This is a genomic window from Microbacterium sp. 1S1, assembly GCF_008271365.1.
In the GTDB taxonomy this organism is placed as follows: domain Bacteria; phylum Actinomycetota; class Actinomycetes; order Actinomycetales; family Microbacteriaceae; genus Microbacterium.
In genome coordinates this window covers 1,157,379-1,172,846 of sequence record NZ_CP043430.1, presented here as the reverse complement: position 1 = coordinate 1,172,846, position 15,468 = coordinate 1,157,379, and the positions used below count along the sequence as shown (strand labels likewise).

Below are 15,468 nucleotides of genomic sequence, written 5' to 3'. Positions count from 1 at the left end.
TAAGGCTGAGGCGTAAGGTTGCCTGGTCGACCCGGACCCTGTCGACGGCGGTGATCCGGTCCGCTCGTCATGAGCGCGGTAGCCGGTCCACTCGTCGCAAGGGTGGTGCCGACGCCCCACTAATCGTCGAGACGGTCGAGAATCTCATTCATCTGGTCGATCTCTTCCTGCTGTGACGAGATGATCTGCTCACAGAGATCTTGGATCTCCGGGTCGCTGATGTCTGATTGCTCACACACCAGAATCGCTCGAGAGTGATGCGGGATCATGGAACGGAGGAACTGGTCGTTACCGACGAACGCTTCCGAGCGTCCCATGAAGAAGGCGACAAGGAAAAGCGCGGCGAAACCTACGAGCAAGCTGATGTTCGCGGCCTTGTTCGGGAACATCTTCCACATGACGATGACCATGATGATGCCCATGGGGAAGACCATCATCAGTGCCATGTAGAGGTTGCTGATGTTGAGGAAGAGATCGTCCAGGACGTTGATCATCGCAAACGTGAGGAAGTACATCACAACGAAGCTGAGCGATAGCGAGACGGCGAGCTTAAGGTAGCTCGACATCCCGCCCTGATTCTTCCCCTGGGAGTGGCCGGCCGGCGGGCGTGAACCGTTGTCGGCGTGCTGGCTTGTCATAGCGACTCCAGCAGTGCAACGCACGCCTGTTCGCAGCGTCGGCATGCCTCAGCGCAGATCGTGCAGTGTTCGTGCATGGTGTGCTGTTCACATTCGTTAGCACAGCTCAGGCACGCCGCTCGGCAAGCTTCGAGCGCGGCACGGGTGACGCTGGCGTCGTGCCCGGTGCGACGGGAGAGGATCCGGGCGGTGGTTATGCAAAGGTCTGCACAGTCCTGGTTCGCGCGAATGCACTTGATTAGGTCAGCAACCATGTCCTCGCTGAGGCAAGCGTCGGCACATGCGGTGCAGGCTTGCGCGCACGCGAGACACGCGTCGATGCAGTCGACGAGCTTCTTCTGATCAATTCCGCCCAGATCTTTCGGATACGTGCTGAGCATTTCTTCGGTGACGGTCATGAGAGAACTCCTTTCGTGAGCCACGAAAGTACGCTCGCATCGCCCGCGCACTGAGGCCCTTGAATACCCCGCTGGGGTCTGGTAACCCGGTATTGATAAGCCGCCGCGCTGCGCAGATCAGCCTGTGAGCTGAACAGAGTCGGCGACCACGTTCGCCTAGCGGGAATAGAAGCGAAAACATTGAGTTACATACCCCCAGGGGGTATGCTCGAGGCATGAACGGGTACGACGGAAGCAAGGACGACCTGCGCAAGCGGTTGAATCGCGTCGAAGGCCAGGTGCGGGGGATCTCCCGGATGGTTGATGAGGACAAGTACTGCATCGACATCCTTACGCAGGTCTCTGCGGCGACGAAGGCCCTGGAGACGGTGGCGTTGTCGTTGCTGAGCGATCATCTGAGTCACTGCGTCGCTCAGGCAAGTGCTGAGGGTGGCGACTTCGCAGCGGAGAAGGTTCGTGAGGCCAACGAAGCCATCGCCCGCCTGGTTCGTTCATGACCACACGTCTGTTTAGTAAAGGAGAACACCATGACTGATCGCATCGAGCTGAGACTGACGGATGCGAACGCTGGTTGCGCATGCTGCGCTGCCCCATCGAACACAGAGACAGCCGTCCACGACGATTCTGCGGTCACATCGGAGGTGCTCGTCGACGGGATGACATGCTCGCATTGCGCATCGAGCGTCAGTGAGGAGCTGGGCGCTGTCGACGGTGTCGAGTCCGTCACCGTGGATCTCAACGCGGGTGGCACCTCCCGGGTGACCATCCGCAGCACCGCCCCGGTTGACCCCGCCGCTGTGAAGGCTGCGGTGGAGGAGGCCGGCTACGCTCTCGCGACCAGCCAGCCCTGAGTTGCATCTTTCGGCGTCCGGCTTACCCCGGGCGCACCTGAGCAAGGAGTCTCCGATGAGCCAGCACGACGAACACACCGATCACACCGCGCACCGCAACCACACGGCGGCGGCAACGACGGAGCACGACCATGGGGCGATGAGCCACGATCACGCTGCACCGCACGAAGACACCGGGCACGGCGGCCACGAAGATCACGCCGGTCACGGCGGGCATGGCGGCCACGGGGATCATGTGGGGCAGTTCCGGCGCCTGTTCTGGATCATGCTGCTCCTCGCCGTGCCGGTGGTCGGATTCTCGACGATGTTCTCGATGATCCTGGGGTACCCGCTGCCGGACGCGGCGTGGGTCGCGTGGGTGTCACCGGCTCTCGGAACGGTGATGTACGTGTGGGGCGGTGCCCCGTTCCTGACCGGTGCGGTCGGTGAACTTCGTGCCCGCAAACCGGGGATGATGCTGCTGATCGCCCTCGCGATCACCGTGGCGTTCCTCGCCTCCTGGGGGGCGAGCATCGGGCTGCTGCACCACGAGCTGGATTTCTGGTGGGAGCTGGCGCTGCTGATCGTGATCATGCTGCTCGGCCACTGGATCGAGATGCGTTCCCTCGCCCAGACGACGTCGGCGTTGGATTCCCTCGCCGCATTGCTGCCCGACGAGGCGGAGAAGGTCGACGGAGACACCACTGTCACCGTCGCACCGGCTGATCTGCAGGTCGGAGACGTGGTGGTGGTGCGTCCGGGCGGGCGGGTCCCCGCGGATGGGCGGATCGTGCAGGGTTCGGCCAGCATGGACGAGTCGATGATCACCGGAGAGTCTCGGCCGGTGCGCCGCAGCGATGGTGACCCGGTAATCGCTGGAACCGTAGCCACCGATTCCGGGGTGCGGGTAGAGATCACCGCCATTGGTGAAGACACCGCACTCGCGGGCATCCAGAAACTGGTCACGGAGGCGCAGAGTTCATCGTCGCGGGCGCAACGACTCGCGGATGAGGCAGCGGGGTGGCTGTTCTGGTTCGCGCTCGGCGCTGCCGCGATCACCGCGATTGTGTGGACTCTCGTCGGCCAGCCCGAGGCAGCCGTGATCCGCACCATCACCGTGCTGGTCATCGCCTGCCCGCACGCGCTGGGTCTCGCGATCCCACTGGTCGTGTCGATAGCGACCGAACGCGCCGCCCGTGGAGGTGTGCTGATCAAGGATCGTCTCGCCCTGGAGAGCATGCGCACCGTCGACACGATCCTGTTCGACAAGACCGGCACGCTCACCAAGGGCACCCCCGCCGTGACCGCGATCGATCCCGTCACAGGGGCCGACGCCGATCAGCTGCTCGCGTGGGCGGCGGCCGCGGAAGCGGACTCCGAGCACCCCCTCGCCCGTGCGATCGTCAACGCAGCGAAAGAGAAGAACCTCACCGTTCCGCAATCGACCGATTTTGAATCCTCCCCCGCCGTGGGGGTGCGTGCCCGTGTCGACGGACACGTCGTGCAGGTCGGCGGCCCGTACATGCTCGAGCAAGAACACGCCGTTGAGCTGCCGGTTGCCGACGAGTGGCGCGGTGAGGGTGCGATCATCCTCCACGTGCTCGTTGACGGTCAGGTGATGGGCGCGCTGCGCCTGGCGGATGAGATCCGGTCCGAGTCGCGTCACGCGGTCGATGCGCTCCACGAACGGGGCGTGCAGGTGGTGATGATCACCGGTGACGCCGATGCGGTCGCCGCGTCCGTCGCCGGCGAGCTGGGTATCGACCGGTACTTCGCCGGGGTCCGTCCGGAGGACAAGGCCTCCAAGGTGAAAGAACTGCAACACGAAGGCCGCAAGGTCGCGATGGTCGGTGACGGCGTGAACGACGCCCCCGCCCTCGCCCAGGCGGACGTGGGGATTGCGATCGGTGCCGGAACGGACGTCGCGATTGCCTCAGCGGGTGTCATCCTCGCCAGCGACGACCCTCGATCGGTGATCTCCGTGATTGAGCTGTCGCGGGCGAGTTACCGGAAGATGAAACAGAACCTCTGGTGGGCCGCCGGGTACAACCTGCTCTCCGTCCCCCTCGCGGCCGGTGTGCTCGCCCCCGTCGGATTCGTGTTGCCGATGTCCGTCGGTGCGGTGCTGATGTCACTGTCCACGATCGTTGTCGCGCTGAATGCGCAGTTGCTGCGACGGCTGAACCTCAGCCCGGACGCCGTCGTCGACAAGTAGGCGTCAGGGGCGGCGGCGACGTACCCTGGAAGAAAGGGAGGTGGGACAGTGTTGATGACGATCGCACGGCGCGTGCAAGACCAGCGCACCCTCACCCGCACCCTCCTGACCGTCGTCGCCGTCGCCTTTTCCGTGATCTTCGGGCTTCTGGCGATGCACTCGATGAACACGCACACCATGCCCTCCGGGCACAGTGAGACCATCGCCGTCGCACCCGCGCATGCCGACGCTCACCCCGCGCACGCCTCAGGCGACGCCGCAGCGGTGGTCGAGGCGGGGTGCGCCACGTGTTCTGACGATCACGGCATGGCGTGGATGGCCTGCGTTCTCGCGCTCCTCATTGTCGTCGTGCTGCTCGCCCGGCCGTCCGCCTGGTGGCGAGCCGTCGCGCACTCCCTGGGAACGCCCGTGTCCCGCCTACACCTCCGGGATGCGCTGCATCCGCTGCGGCCTCCGTCTCTCACCGTTCTCTGCATCAGTCGCACGTGATGGCAGGCGCGCCCGCCTTCTGCGGGTAACGCCCTTGCCCAGCCTCTCTCGCTGGGCACCCTCATCGACTTTTGGAGAACCCATCATGAAGACCCGTTTTGCGGCGACCGCCGCACTCACCCTCGCCGCAGTGCTTGGACTCGCCGGCTGCGCCGGTAACACCTCGGGCGGCGGCGACATGCCCGGTATGAACCACGAAAGCAGCAGCTCCGCCCCGGCCTCCGCGGACGCCAATGACGCCGACATCATGTTCGCCAGCATGATGAAGGAGCACCACGCCCAGGCCATCGACATGTCCGACATGCTTCTCAGCAAGGAGGGCGTCGACGAACGTGTCGTCGCCCTTGCGGAAGAGATCAAGGCCGCGCAGGAGCCCGAAATCCAGAAGATGGACCAGTGGCTCGAAGAGTGGGGCGCTGACACTTCCGACATGGAGGGAATGGATCACGGCGGCGGCATGATGTCCGAAGAGGACATGCAGGCTCTCGAGGACGCCACCGGTGCGGACGCCAGCCGCCTGTTCCTCGAGCAGATGATTCAGCACCACGAGGGTGCCGTCGAGATGGCCCAAGAAGAGGTCGACAACGGCCAGAACAGCGACGCGATCGCTCTGGCCGAGACGATCATCGAGGCGCAGACCACGGAGATCGCCACGATGAAAGACCTCCTCGACACACTCTGATCTACCTTCGGGGGTGCGGCGCTCGCCCGCACCCCCGAACTGGCCTTCTCGCAGTAACCCACGCCACCGCGCTGGTGCCATGTCGCGACTCTCATTCGCGTACCGCTCGCGCACCTGCATGCATTTCTTCACGTCGGAGTCTCATGAACCGCCACTCGCCCCTACCCGCTTTCGCGATCGCTCTCGCAGCCGTCGCCCTCACCGGCTGCGCCGTGCCGCAGGCCTCCGGCACCAACGCGGTCCCCCCCGTTATCCAACACATTCACGGTGTTGCCGCTGACCCCCGCGGTGAGGACCTCTTCATAGCCACCCACGGAGGACTCTTCACCCTCACGCCCGAGGGTGCGATCACCGGCCCCATCGGAGGCCACGACTTCGACGCGATGGGCTTCACCGTCCTCGACGACGCCCTCTTCGCATCCGGTCACCCGGGCACACAGACACCCGCAGAGCTCGGCTCCCCGAACCTAGGTGTCATTCGTAGTGACGACTTCGGCGAATCGTGGTCACCGATCGCCCTCACTGGCAGTACGGACTTCCATGTCCTCACCGCCGGACCAGACGGCACTCTCTACGGGATCGCCTCCGATGGCGTCGATCTGCTCATCAGCACTGACGACGGTCTCGAATGGACCCGCGGCGCAACACTTGCCGCGGCAGACCTCGCCGCCACCGGCGACGGTCTCTACGCCGCCGCGGAAGAAGGACTGCTCCTCAGCACCGACAACGGCGCCACCTTCACCCCCGTCGCCGACGCCCCGCTGCTCTACACACTCGACGCCAAACCCAATGGCTCGCTCGCAGGAGTCGGAACCGATGGCGCCCTCTGGTCACAGAACACCGAAGGAACATGGCAACGCCTCGACGCGCTTCAAGGGGCCGCTCAGGCCTTCACCGCGATCGATGACGAACGCTTCATCGTTGTCGACGACCGCGGCATCGTCCAGATCACAGCCGACGACACAACCATCCTCGCCCCCGCCCGGTAGAGAACGCCACCACCAGAACGGCCACCCATGGTCCCCCGCCGCAATCCCTTCCGACGCATATCCGTCTTCATCGCGTGCGCCACAGTCCTCGCCCTGCTTCTCGCCCTTGCGAGCTTCTACCTCATCGGAGCCATATTCAGATGACCCGCCACCTGCACCCAGCTCGGCACCGTCCACGAGCACACGTTCCCACGCGCACCAGCCACATGTCCCCACAGCGGCGTCACGATCGCCTCGTACGTATCGGGGCCTTCCTTCTCCTGGCCGCCGTCGCACTGATCGCAACTCATCTCCTCATCGACACAACCGTTCCAGACCAACGGTCACTCTGGGCATACACGCTCGGAAGCTACGAAACAGCGTTCATCCTCGCGATCGTCGGACTGGCGCTCGTGCTGCGTGAACCCCCGGGAGGCGCGGATGAATCTCAATGACTACTGGACCAACGCCTTTTGGTCCGTCATCCCCACGATCGCCGTCGTCGCAGCATTCTGGTTCGTCCTGCGGTCCATCATCAGAGCCGACCGCAACGAACGAAAAGCACACGCCAAGATCGAGCAACAACTCCGCGCGGAACGAAACCATCCTCGCCAACTCGCATCGGCGGACGACGAGCGAGACCGCTACCTGAACGCCGGAAACGTCTGCCGAAAGCAGATACCGGCGAACGTTAACGGCGGGCGCACGATGACGGGCGACGCGAACTCGCCGGAAACGATCGTTTTCGGCGGGTCGTCTGCTGCACGCTCCCTCCTGCTGTGCTCACTCGCGTCTTCAGCGGGAGATTTTGGAAAGCGGAGATGGGTCCGAGGCCTCGCTTGCGGCACCACCAGTAGAACCGAATGCGAAACCACGCCGCAAACGATCGTGTACGGCGGGCGGCACCGAACCGTGAGGTTGCTCAACATTTTCTTGCGAGAGGCGAGGGGAAGTCTGCAATGTCGGACATATGAGGGATCGTGGTGACTATGAGCTGACCAGGATCGTGAGGGAACGCTATGACCGGTAACGACGAGCCCGAAGGGCATTCGTCCCCCGATCGCGTTCCTACTCTCATCGCGTGGGCAACGGATCAGGCCTGGCTGGCCGAGGCAGACCGCGATCGCGCCGAGGAACGTTTCGACCGGCTCGCTGGAGACCGCGAACTCGCGACCGCACTCCAGGCCAGCGGATACCGTGGCCGGAACTACGATCTGTTCGCGAATGAGATCGCGAAGTACGGGTGGGCTGTCATCCGCGGGTGGATCTACAAAGGGCAGATTCGTGGCGAGGTGAAGCGAAAAAGCTTCGGCGCACTGGAGCCTGAGCCCCGCCCGGGCTCGATGATCGAAGAGGCCGAGAGCCTGGCGGATGAGACGATCGTGCTCGCCCTCACCGCGTTCCGAGACAAGGTGCTCGTCCCGGGCAAGTGGGACCCCGCCAAGGGAGCTTCCCTGCGCACGTTCTTCGTGGGCCAGTGCCTTCTGCAGTTCAGCAACGTCTACAAGCGTTGGCGTCGAGAAGAGCTGCGTTCATATGCGGAGCCGCAGGCTCCGCCGCCCGCAGCGGCCTGGGCCGACGACTTCGAGGAGGGTCCGTCGACGTCGGCTGCTCCCGACGCGAGCGAGGCGGCGCACATCAAGGACGAGCTGCGTCGTGCATTCGGGAGCATCAAGGACGAGCGTGTCCGCTCAGCCTTTTATCTGAACGTGACGCATGGCTTCACGCACGCGGAGATCGGCGAGAAGCTTGGCATGACCGCGAAAGCGGTGGAGTCGGCGATCGCGCGCGCACGTCAGCAAGTACGACAGAACCGGGAGTCCGCATGAGCAGTGAATTTCGAGGCAAGATCGAGCGCTCGTCCTTCGGGACCCAGAACGCGAAGGCGGCACGCCGAACCGTTTCCGCCAACAAAGCGCAGTCGCTCGTCTCGCGATCGATGACGGGCAAGACTCAATCGAAGCAGTTGAGAGGCCGCGAGGGGAAGTGACCAGCGGCGGACATATACCGAGATGTCGGGATCACAACGGAAAAGAGCCGCCCCGCGGTAACGGGACGGCTCACAAGCCCTGAGAAGGTCAGGTCTCATCCAGAGCACTGACTGTACCGGAGTTGGCAGCCGCAGACTAGCGGCGCTCCATCTCATGGCACCCCGGCACCAATCAGTGAAGGAGTTCCCATGGGAACCGTTCGTCGCTCTGCATCCACCGGTCGTTTCGTCTCCAAGGCCGCTGCGGCCCGCTGGCCCGGAAAGACCACCACCGAACGTGTCGGTTCCGGCACGAGCAACTCGACCACGGTGCACCGCTCCGCGTCGTCGGGCCGGTTCGTCACCGAATCGACCGCCAACCGCAACCCGGGCGGCACGATCAGCCAGCGCGTCTAATCGAACCTGAGGGCCTGCACGTGCACACGTGCAGGCCCTCGTTGTGTAAGTCGAGGGCCTCCAGAACCCCGTCGGTGGCGGTCAGTAGTTCACCTTGTCGATGACGAGGTTCCCGTCGAGCATCTCGTGCGGGACGGGTCCTGCACTGGGGGAGCGGGATGGTCAGTCTCACGAGGTCGGGGTCCGCAACGGTCTCCGCGGACGCCAAGGCGTGAGCGCCCGGGACGGCAACGCCGACCGGCATCTCAATGTCTGCCGCAGCGCCGGAGCCGGCAATGTTCACCGGAAGCCGGCGGCGAGTACTGTTCACCCGAAGGCTAGTGGGGGAGCTTTCCCCTCGTTCGTTCAAGTCTGGCCTTGCGTTGCCTAGACCTTGCGACGGAAGCCGGTGGAGTCCCGAGTGACATCGGGCGACCAACGATGCGGTTCTCGCTTCACGTCGGGCCACTCGAGATCAGATCGAACGATATCCGGTCCGCGCCGGTGTGTCGGAAGCCCGTCGAAGCCGACCGGGCTGATCCTGGGCGCAGGCGACGAAGATGTGCCTACCGGCACTCCGCCTCCCTCCGGGAGTGATGATGAAGCCAGCTGAGATCGCACGGATGATCGCTCGTCGACGGTTCTCGAAAGAGTCGGAGCTGCACTGGGTGCCGCGTGATCATCGTTCGGAGACTGGCTATGCGAACAACACCTCGTTCGCACCGGTCGACCGAAGTCTCGGCCGTTTGGATTGGTCTGTCATCGACCCCATGAAGGTTCGAGTATCGAAGGGCGCCAGCCACTTCTTCACAGGATCTGAGTACTTCTGGAGTCGCACCCGCAGCCACGTGTGGTGTGAGTCTCAGTTCGAGCGCGACGAGTTGATGTGGCTCGATTATGGCGGACAGGCCGAAAGGGTGTGGTCGCAGCCGTTTGGCGTGGTGTTCGGCGTCCGCTCGCCGATGGCCGGTCATTGGCATGTGCCGGATTTCCTGTTGCAGATGTCGGACGGCTCTTATGCCGTTCGGGACGTGAGGCCAGAGGAACTCATCGACGAGTATGCGCAACTGCAGTTCGATGAGACGGCGCGAGTGTCGGCAACGCTCGGCTGGCAATATCAGGTGCTTTCCGGCCACAGCCTTCATGCGACCCGCGTGGTCGAATGGTTGTCGGCGTCGCGTCATGACCGCTGCAGGCCGCCTGCTGCCGTCAAGGACCGGATCCTCGAGGCGGCAACTCTCGGCAAGACTCGCCGGGAGTTATGCGAGCTGGCATCACCAGATTGCCCACCTCTTGCTTGCGCTTGGATTGACAACCTCGCCTGGCGCAGGCTGCTCGAGCTCGATCTGTCGGCGGTCTTCAACAGCAACACGCTACTGACTACCGCCCATCGGGAGAGAACGGACGCGATCGGTGTCTGACGAGAAGAAGCTGAAGCTCGGAGACACTTTCGACATTGACGGCGAGAGCTGGGTCTGGGTCCACATCATCCCTGGCCTAGAGGTGAAGCTCCGATCTGAGAGCGCACCCGATCGACACCTGATCATGTCCGTAGACGAGTTCCTGCTCCAGGCCGGAACAGCCCAACGGGATCGCATCGTATCTCTTCGGCCGGACGGGGATGCATGGCCGACCGACGTATGCGATATGGAAGCCCATCTCCTTGAGGCGTTCACTGGCAAGCCGATGGATCCGTTGGCCTCCGCTCCTCGGGCACAATATGACCCTGCACTGACAACTCAGAACGCACGTGTTGACGCGAAGCTGCTCGAGCTAAAAGGCACTTCACTTGGGCGAGCGCGCAGCACCTTTCACCTCCTGTGGAAGACGTACCAGCAAGGCGGTGCAGCCGGACTGAATGCCCGCATGCATCGCAAGGGCGAGCAGCGACTCGCCATCAGCCGGGCAGATCCACGGCTGGTGACGATCATCGATCGATTCCTCGATCGTCAGACGGACAAGTCGACGAGCAGCAAACGCCGGTGCGCTGTCTTGGTGAGGCGAGCGCTCGAGACCACCTACCCCGGCGATCCTTTATGTGAGATCAAGGCTCGCACCCTCCAGGGCTACATCAACGAGCGGGCTGCCGGCCGTTACAGCTTCGACAAAGCGACCACCCGGCGAAACACCGACAACAGCCCCAAGCGTCAGTACTACTCCGGGGCTGCCTATCAACTTGGGGAGCGATGCGAGATCGATTCAACGAAACTCGACGTTCTCGTCTGGGATGAGAACAGCGAGTTCCGGCCGACACTCACCGTGCTTCTCGATGTCGCAAGCCGGGTACCGCTCGCTTGGGCGATTCACGCGGACAGCCCCGGCGGATTCGACCATGCGCTCCTGCTCGCCCGGGCTGTCATCGGTCGCAAAGCCGTACCTGGTTCAGGAGCAGCCACCCTCGCAGGGTCAGCCACGTTGCCGTCCGACCTGATGAAGCAGGTGAACCCCTTCCTCACCGACGATTCTCTGGCCGTCCCATGGATCTTCCCGCGATCGATCACTATCGATGGTGGAGCAGATTTTCGGTCCCGCACGTTCAGAGATGCCTGCAGTGCGTACGGAATCCACAGGGAACTTGCCCCCTCCAGAACGCCGACGGTAAAACCACACGTTGAACGCAACTTCGGCACCCTCTCGACAGACTTCGCCGCATGGCTGGCCGGTTTCGTGGGGAACTCCGTCGCCCATCGGGCCGCCAAAGACGACCCCACCCTCACCCTGGATTCGCTTCGCCTCATCCTCGACAGCTGGATAACGAACATCTACCTGAACAGGCCCCACCGTGGCTTGAAGTCGACGAGCTCCCCGGGGCGCATCTTCACCCCGAATCAGATGTACACCGAACTGTTCGCTGTAGGACCCGGCGTCCCCGTGCCCTTCGGAGTTGAGGAGTACCTCGCGCTCTTGCCCACGGAACGGCGCATGATCGGTCGCGCAGGGATCGAACTCCACAATCGCCGCTATGACTCACCCCACCTGGAAGATCTCCGCAATCGCTCCCTCACGGGCGCTGAACCGGGATCCGCGAAAGCCAGGAAATTCCCAGTGAGCTTCGACCCTTACAACGCCAATGCCGTCTGGGTGCGTCACCCAGAAACCGGTGTGTGGATCGAGTGCTGGGACATCGCTCTACGGGAGAAGACAGCACCGATGGTCGCCGAGATCGACATGAAACTCCTTGCGCGATACCCCGACGCCGCAGTCGACGATCCAGACCGCCGCCGCGAGTGGATCGACCGCGTCGAAAGTCGCGAACGAGGAGACAAACGGAAACGCACCCAGCACAAGCGAGAGCAACAGCGCCTCAAGGTCGAAGCGCAACGTGAACCAGGCCCCGCGACAACGACACCGATCCCACTACGGCAATGGGCCAAACCCATCGACATCAGCACCATCGATTGGACATCCCCCGACATACATCTCGCCCAAGCAGAGGAGCTTGATTCATGAAGATCACCCCACTCGTCCTCCACCATGACCGCAAGACCAGCCTTGCAGGGCTTCGAGAAGCATTCGACGCCGAGCCCGCATCCCCGCCGAAGATCACCTTCCGTCAGTACACAGATCTGGACAGTGAAGCACGAGAGCTATACGACCAAGCTCGCGAAGACTTTCTCCGACTGACGCTGAGGGTGAAGACACGCGAGCAAACGGTCTGCGCTCGCATTCTGGAGGACCTCATCCGGATCAACCCTCGGCTGAAGAACTCGCGGCGCGGGCTGATGATATCCGCGCCGATGTTCTCCGGCAAGACAGAGCTCGCTCTCCTGTTGGCTCGATCCGTAGAACGAAGACACGCAGCCCAACACCCCGACTACCTCAGAGACGGAGACGCACCGGTCGTCTGGGTGGAGATGACCGAACACTCGACCGGGAAAGCTCTCCTTGCCCAGATCGTGGAGTTTCTCGCCCCCACCATCGTTCTCCCCAAACAGATCGCCACCGACAGGCTGCGGAAGCTTGCCGTCGAAGCCCTCCACCGTCACGGCACGAAGCTGCTCGTGATCGACGAAGCGCACAAGCTCGGCGGGACTGAACCCTCCAGTGTCATTAAAGCCCTCCAGAACGAGTCCTGTGCGACCGTCGTCCTGGTTGGAATCAATCTCGACCAAGCATTCAAGACGGGCGACGGCCTGCAAGTCAGCGCACGCTGCGACTTCGTCACACTCGACAAGATCGACCCCGCCGTCCAAGAGGACTTCGAACAATGGATCAAATGGGTCGCCACCTTCGACAGCTTCCTACCGCTATGCGGGCACGCCCACGGCCTTCTCACCCGCAACGCCGGCACGCTAGTCCACGCCGCCGACGGGAAACTCGCCGTTCTCGCGATGATCGTGGACCGCCTCGTCGCGTCCATCTTGCGCGACGAATCGCGCACCTCGGAGACCGTAACCCGCGAGCGACTCTTCGGGGTTCTCGATACTCTCCGGCGCACCACGCTCAACACACACAACGTCACCCTGGACGACCTGGTGGACGCCGCATGATCAGCACGCAGGCGTGGGCGAAACGACCCAAGTGGCATCATCTTGAGACGCCACGCTCCTACGCGCAGCGGCAATGCCGCGCCGCAGGAGTACCGTTCGACTTCGCCGAAAGGGCACTGACCAGCCGAGCGCAACCGAACATCCACCGCGTCTGGATTGACGACGAAGCGGCCGCTCGGACGGTCGAGGCGACGGCGGGGCGCCCAGCCGGTCATTACCTCCGCATGAAAGGTCTAGCGCAACCGGACTCCACACGGGCCTACCCGCAGCGCTTCCTGTGCCGCCTATGCAGTGCCGGGGAGACGGTCGAGCAGATTCCCCACGATCGGGAGAACTTCTGTCTCCGACACCCGGGGCAGATGGTGTGGGTCGGTCCCGGAACCGAACCCGATACCCAGGTGATCGTTCCCTTCGATCCCACGCTTCGGAACGCGGAACTCTCTTTCCGTCGACTCGTCGCCACTGGTCGGGTCACCACGCAACTGCACGGTCAAGTGTGGGCCATGGTGCGCGACAACGACACGCTCTCCGCCCAGAACGCAGAGACCGGGCAGAATCCGTCCTTGATGAGCGCGGTACGCGAGATCGATCGCCGCGCACATCTGTACCGCGCGACGGTGCGCGTCCTGCAGATCCTGTCCAATCGTGCACACTCCGCACGATGGCGCACTCAGTCGGCGGCAGATCTACGACTCGACATCACCGCAACGTTGGGCCTCACCAACAGCGACATCCTCGTCGAACGCGTGATTCTCTGGCTCCGCCCCCTCCGCCGCCACACCATCCCCACGAAATTCCGCCCCCTGGAAGCCGCCCTCGACACCGTCGACGTCCCCCGCATCCTCGACACCACCGCCAACTACCCGCTGTGGATCCTCCGCCACCCGAAAGCCATCTCCGAATGGGACTGGGATCGCAACCCGCCCACCCGCGACCCCTGGTCCGGAGTCGACGTCTCCCACAAAGCCTGGTGGTTGTGCGAGGAGGGGCACTCCTGGGAAGCAAGCCCCCACGTGCGAGGCTCTGCCGAGACCAACTGCGAATATTGCATCGGCATGGACTTCTGGCCGGGACACACCGACCTCGGCACCCTGCGGCCAGACATCGCCGCGGAATGGGACACCACCCCAGGAGCCAACCGTGGGGACCCCCATCACGTGAGCGCCACCTCCGCCCGGAAAATCAACTGGAGGTGTACTGCTCACGAGCACACCTGGCCCGCCCAGGTGCGCTCCCGCACCACGCAAGAAAGCAGATGCCCCTATTGCAGCGGTAGCCGGGCGATACCGGGTGAAACAGATTTAGCCACCCTTCACCCCGGCCTCGCAGCAGAGTGGGATCACGAACTCAACGACAGCTCCATCACCCCGGAGACAGTCACCCCCGGATCCGACCGCGTCGTCTGGTGGCACGGCCCCTGCGACCACAGCTGGGACGCGGCTGTCGGCGACCGTTGCTCAGGACACGGGTGCCCGTACTGCTCCAATCAACGCACCCTCGCCGGTTTCAACGACCTCGCCACCACCCACCCTCAACTCGCCGAACAATGGGACCGCGCGAACTCCAAGACTCCGAGCGAGGTCACCGCGGGTTCGGATTACCCCGCAGTATGGCGTTGCGCGCTGAGTCACACGTGGGAGCTTCCCGTCTGGGGTCGCACGAAGGACAAGACGGGATGCCCCGTCTGCGCGAATCGCGTCGTCCTCGCGGGATTCAACGACTTAGGAACTCTCGACCCTCATCTGGCTTCGGAATGGGACCACAAAGCGGGGGCGAACGACCGAACACCCTCCGAAGTGACCGTCAGTAGCTCCTATGAAGCCCAGTGGCGCTGCGCTGAGAATCACACGTGGCCAGCGACCGTCGCCAACCGACACGCGGGCTCGGGGTGCCCCTCATGCTCCGGCCGGGTCGCTATCCCGGGAGCCACTGACCTCGCGACACTGCGGCCCGACATCGCCGCACAGTGGGATCCCAGCAACGACTGCTCCCCAAATCAGGTCACGGTCTCCTCCCACGTGAAAGTGTCGTGGATCTGCCACCGCAATCACTCGTGGCCCGCGACAGTCAAAAACCGGACGTCCGGCTGCGGCTGCCCGTACTGCGCAGGAAAGCTACCCATCCCAGGGGAGACTGACCTTGCAACCCTGCGACCCGATCTCGCAGCGCAGTGGGATGCCTCTAACGCCCTCTCACCCACCGAGGTCACTGTCGGATCGGGGAGAAAAGTCACCTGGCACTGTGCCTGCGGGTATACGTGGCCATCGAGAGTTCAGACCAGAACCCGCAGGCCTCACGCCCGCTGCCCCGACTGCCGGAAATAGCGACTCTAGGTGCCAACGCCATCGAGCTTGCGGTTGGCGACCCTGAACCCTTCGAGCACGAAGGTCAGA

At 63.5% G+C, this 15,468-nt stretch carries 15 protein-coding genes; 13 read left to right on the top strand and 2 right to left on the bottom strand.

Going from position 1 to position 15,468, the window contains the following annotated elements; translation table 11 throughout:
• Positions 1–119: 119 nt before the first annotated feature.
• Complete coding sequence (locus FY549_RS05840; protein WP_200838872.1) at positions 120–638, bottom strand: DUF305 domain-containing protein; 519 nt, start codon at positions 636–638, stop codon at positions 120–122.
• The gene (locus FY549_RS05835; RefSeq protein WP_058631433.1) at positions 635–1,036 is read right to left on the bottom strand and encodes a hypothetical protein; all 402 of its coding nucleotides are present in this window, start codon (positions 1,034–1,036) and stop codon (positions 635–637) included. The genes FY549_RS05840 and FY549_RS05835 overlap by 4 nt, the downstream gene beginning before the upstream one ends.
• 215 nt (positions 1,037–1,251) lie before the next feature.
• Here FY549_RS05835 and FY549_RS05830 point away from each other — a divergent pair, with 215 nt between their 5' ends.
• The 13 genes from FY549_RS05830 (at position 1,252) to FY549_RS05770 (ending at position 15,399) form a co-directional block, all read left to right on the top strand.
• Entirely contained in the window at positions 1,252–1,533 is a 282-nt protein-coding gene (locus tag FY549_RS05830; protein WP_053095982.1) for a metal-sensitive transcriptional regulator, read from the top strand.
• A 30-nt stretch (positions 1,534–1,563) separates the two neighbouring features.
• The gene (locus FY549_RS05825) at positions 1,564–1,887 is read left to right on the top strand and encodes a heavy-metal-associated domain-containing protein (protein ID WP_067120989.1); all 324 of its coding nucleotides are present in this window, start codon (positions 1,564–1,566) and stop codon (positions 1,885–1,887) included.
• Between the two features lie 55 nt (positions 1,888–1,942).
• On the top strand, positions 1,943–4,081 hold the full coding sequence (locus FY549_RS05820; RefSeq protein WP_187614957.1) for a heavy metal translocating P-type ATPase: 2,139 nt from the start codon (positions 1,943–1,945) through the stop codon (positions 4,079–4,081).
• A gap of 54 nt (positions 4,082–4,135) precedes the next feature.
• Positions 4,136–4,570 carry a DUF6153 family protein gene (locus FY549_RS05815; protein WP_067121011.1) on the top strand — a complete coding sequence of 145 codons (435 nt, stop codon included), beginning with the start codon at positions 4,136–4,138 and terminating at the stop codon, positions 4,568–4,570.
• Between the two features lie 85 nt (positions 4,571–4,655).
• Positions 4,656–5,252 (top strand): DUF305 domain-containing protein, encoded by a 597-nt coding sequence (locus FY549_RS05810; protein WP_067120987.1) that lies wholly within the window; start codon positions 4,656–4,658, stop codon positions 5,250–5,252.
• A gap of 143 nt (positions 5,253–5,395) precedes the next feature.
• Positions 5,396–6,241 carry a F510_1955 family glycosylhydrolase gene (locus FY549_RS05805; protein WP_067120985.1) on the top strand — a complete coding sequence of 282 codons (846 nt, stop codon included), beginning with the start codon at positions 5,396–5,398 and terminating at the stop codon, positions 6,239–6,241.
• A 420-nt stretch (positions 6,242–6,661) separates the two neighbouring features.
• Positions 6,662–7,207 carry a hypothetical protein gene (locus tag FY549_RS05800; RefSeq protein WP_149084213.1) on the top strand — a complete coding sequence of 182 codons (546 nt, stop codon included), beginning with the start codon at positions 6,662–6,664 and terminating at the stop codon, positions 7,205–7,207.
• A gap of 32 nt (positions 7,208–7,239) precedes the next feature.
• Positions 7,240–8,049, top strand: coding sequence for an RNA polymerase sigma factor (locus FY549_RS05795; RefSeq protein ID WP_149084212.1), 810 nt, complete (start codon positions 7,240–7,242; stop codon positions 8,047–8,049).
• A 350-nt stretch (positions 8,050–8,399) separates the two neighbouring features.
• Positions 8,400–8,606, top strand: coding sequence for a hypothetical protein (locus FY549_RS05790; RefSeq protein WP_017201940.1), 207 nt, complete (start codon positions 8,400–8,402; stop codon positions 8,604–8,606).
• A gap of 575 nt (positions 8,607–9,181) precedes the next feature.
• Positions 9,182–10,006, top strand: a complete 825-nt coding sequence (locus tag FY549_RS05785) for a TnsA-like heteromeric transposase endonuclease subunit (protein WP_061016260.1) — start codon at positions 9,182–9,184, stop codon at positions 10,004–10,006.
• Positions 9,999–12,035 carry a Mu transposase C-terminal domain-containing protein gene (locus FY549_RS05780; protein ID WP_096713911.1) on the top strand — a complete coding sequence of 679 codons (2,037 nt, stop codon included), beginning with the start codon at positions 9,999–10,001 and terminating at the stop codon, positions 12,033–12,035. Before FY549_RS05785 ends, FY549_RS05780 begins: the two co-directional genes overlap by 8 nt.
• On the top strand, positions 12,032–13,075 hold the full coding sequence (locus tag FY549_RS05775; RefSeq protein WP_067121516.1) for a TniB family NTP-binding protein: 1,044 nt from the start codon (positions 12,032–12,034) through the stop codon (positions 13,073–13,075). Before FY549_RS05780 ends, FY549_RS05775 begins: the two co-directional genes overlap by 4 nt.
• Positions 13,072–15,399 carry a zinc-ribbon domain-containing protein gene (locus tag FY549_RS05770; protein WP_158698502.1) on the top strand — a complete coding sequence of 776 codons (2,328 nt, stop codon included), beginning with the start codon at positions 13,072–13,074 and terminating at the stop codon, positions 15,397–15,399. The genes FY549_RS05775 and FY549_RS05770 overlap by 4 nt, the downstream gene beginning before the upstream one ends.
• Positions 15,400–15,468: the final 69 nt, after the last annotated feature.

What these genes read in the sequence shown, in the direction of transcription:
- FY549_RS05825 (WP_067120989.1), top strand. Translation starts at nt 1,564, where the DNA reads ATGACTGATCGCATCGAGCTGAGACTGACGGATGCGAACGCTGGTTGC.
- FY549_RS05830 (WP_053095982.1), top strand. Translation starts at nt 1,252, where the DNA reads ATGAACGGGTACGACGGAAGCAAGGACGACCTGCGCAAGCGGTTGAAT.
- FY549_RS05795 (WP_149084212.1), top strand. Translation starts at nt 7,240, where the DNA reads ATGACCGGTAACGACGAGCCCGAAGGGCATTCGTCCCCCGATCGCGTT.
- FY549_RS05820 (WP_187614957.1), top strand. Translation starts at nt 1,943, where the DNA reads ATGAGCCAGCACGACGAACACACCGATCACACCGCGCACCGCAACCAC.
- FY549_RS05800 (WP_149084213.1), top strand. Translation starts at nt 6,662, where the DNA reads ATGAATCTCAATGACTACTGGACCAACGCCTTTTGGTCCGTCATCCCC.
- FY549_RS05785 (WP_061016260.1), top strand. Translation starts at nt 9,182, where the DNA reads ATGATGAAGCCAGCTGAGATCGCACGGATGATCGCTCGTCGACGGTTC.
- FY549_RS05770 (WP_158698502.1), top strand. Translation starts at nt 13,072, where the DNA reads ATGATCAGCACGCAGGCGTGGGCGAAACGACCCAAGTGGCATCATCTT.
- FY549_RS05790 (WP_017201940.1), top strand. Translation starts at nt 8,400, where the DNA reads ATGGGAACCGTTCGTCGCTCTGCATCCACCGGTCGTTTCGTCTCCAAG.
- FY549_RS05775 (WP_067121516.1), top strand. Translation starts at nt 12,032, where the DNA reads ATGAAGATCACCCCACTCGTCCTCCACCATGACCGCAAGACCAGCCTT.
- FY549_RS05815 (WP_067121011.1), top strand. Translation starts at nt 4,136, where the DNA reads ATGACGATCGCACGGCGCGTGCAAGACCAGCGCACCCTCACCCGCACC.
- FY549_RS05840 (WP_200838872.1), bottom strand. Translation starts at nt 638, where the DNA reads ATGACAAGCCAGCACGCCGACAACGGTTCACGCCCGCCGGCCGGCCAC.
- FY549_RS05810 (WP_067120987.1), top strand. Translation starts at nt 4,656, where the DNA reads ATGAAGACCCGTTTTGCGGCGACCGCCGCACTCACCCTCGCCGCAGTG.
- FY549_RS05805 (WP_067120985.1), top strand. Translation starts at nt 5,396, where the DNA reads ATGAACCGCCACTCGCCCCTACCCGCTTTCGCGATCGCTCTCGCAGCC.
- FY549_RS05835 (WP_058631433.1), bottom strand. Translation starts at nt 1,036, where the DNA reads ATGACCGTCACCGAAGAAATGCTCAGCACGTATCCGAAAGATCTGGGC.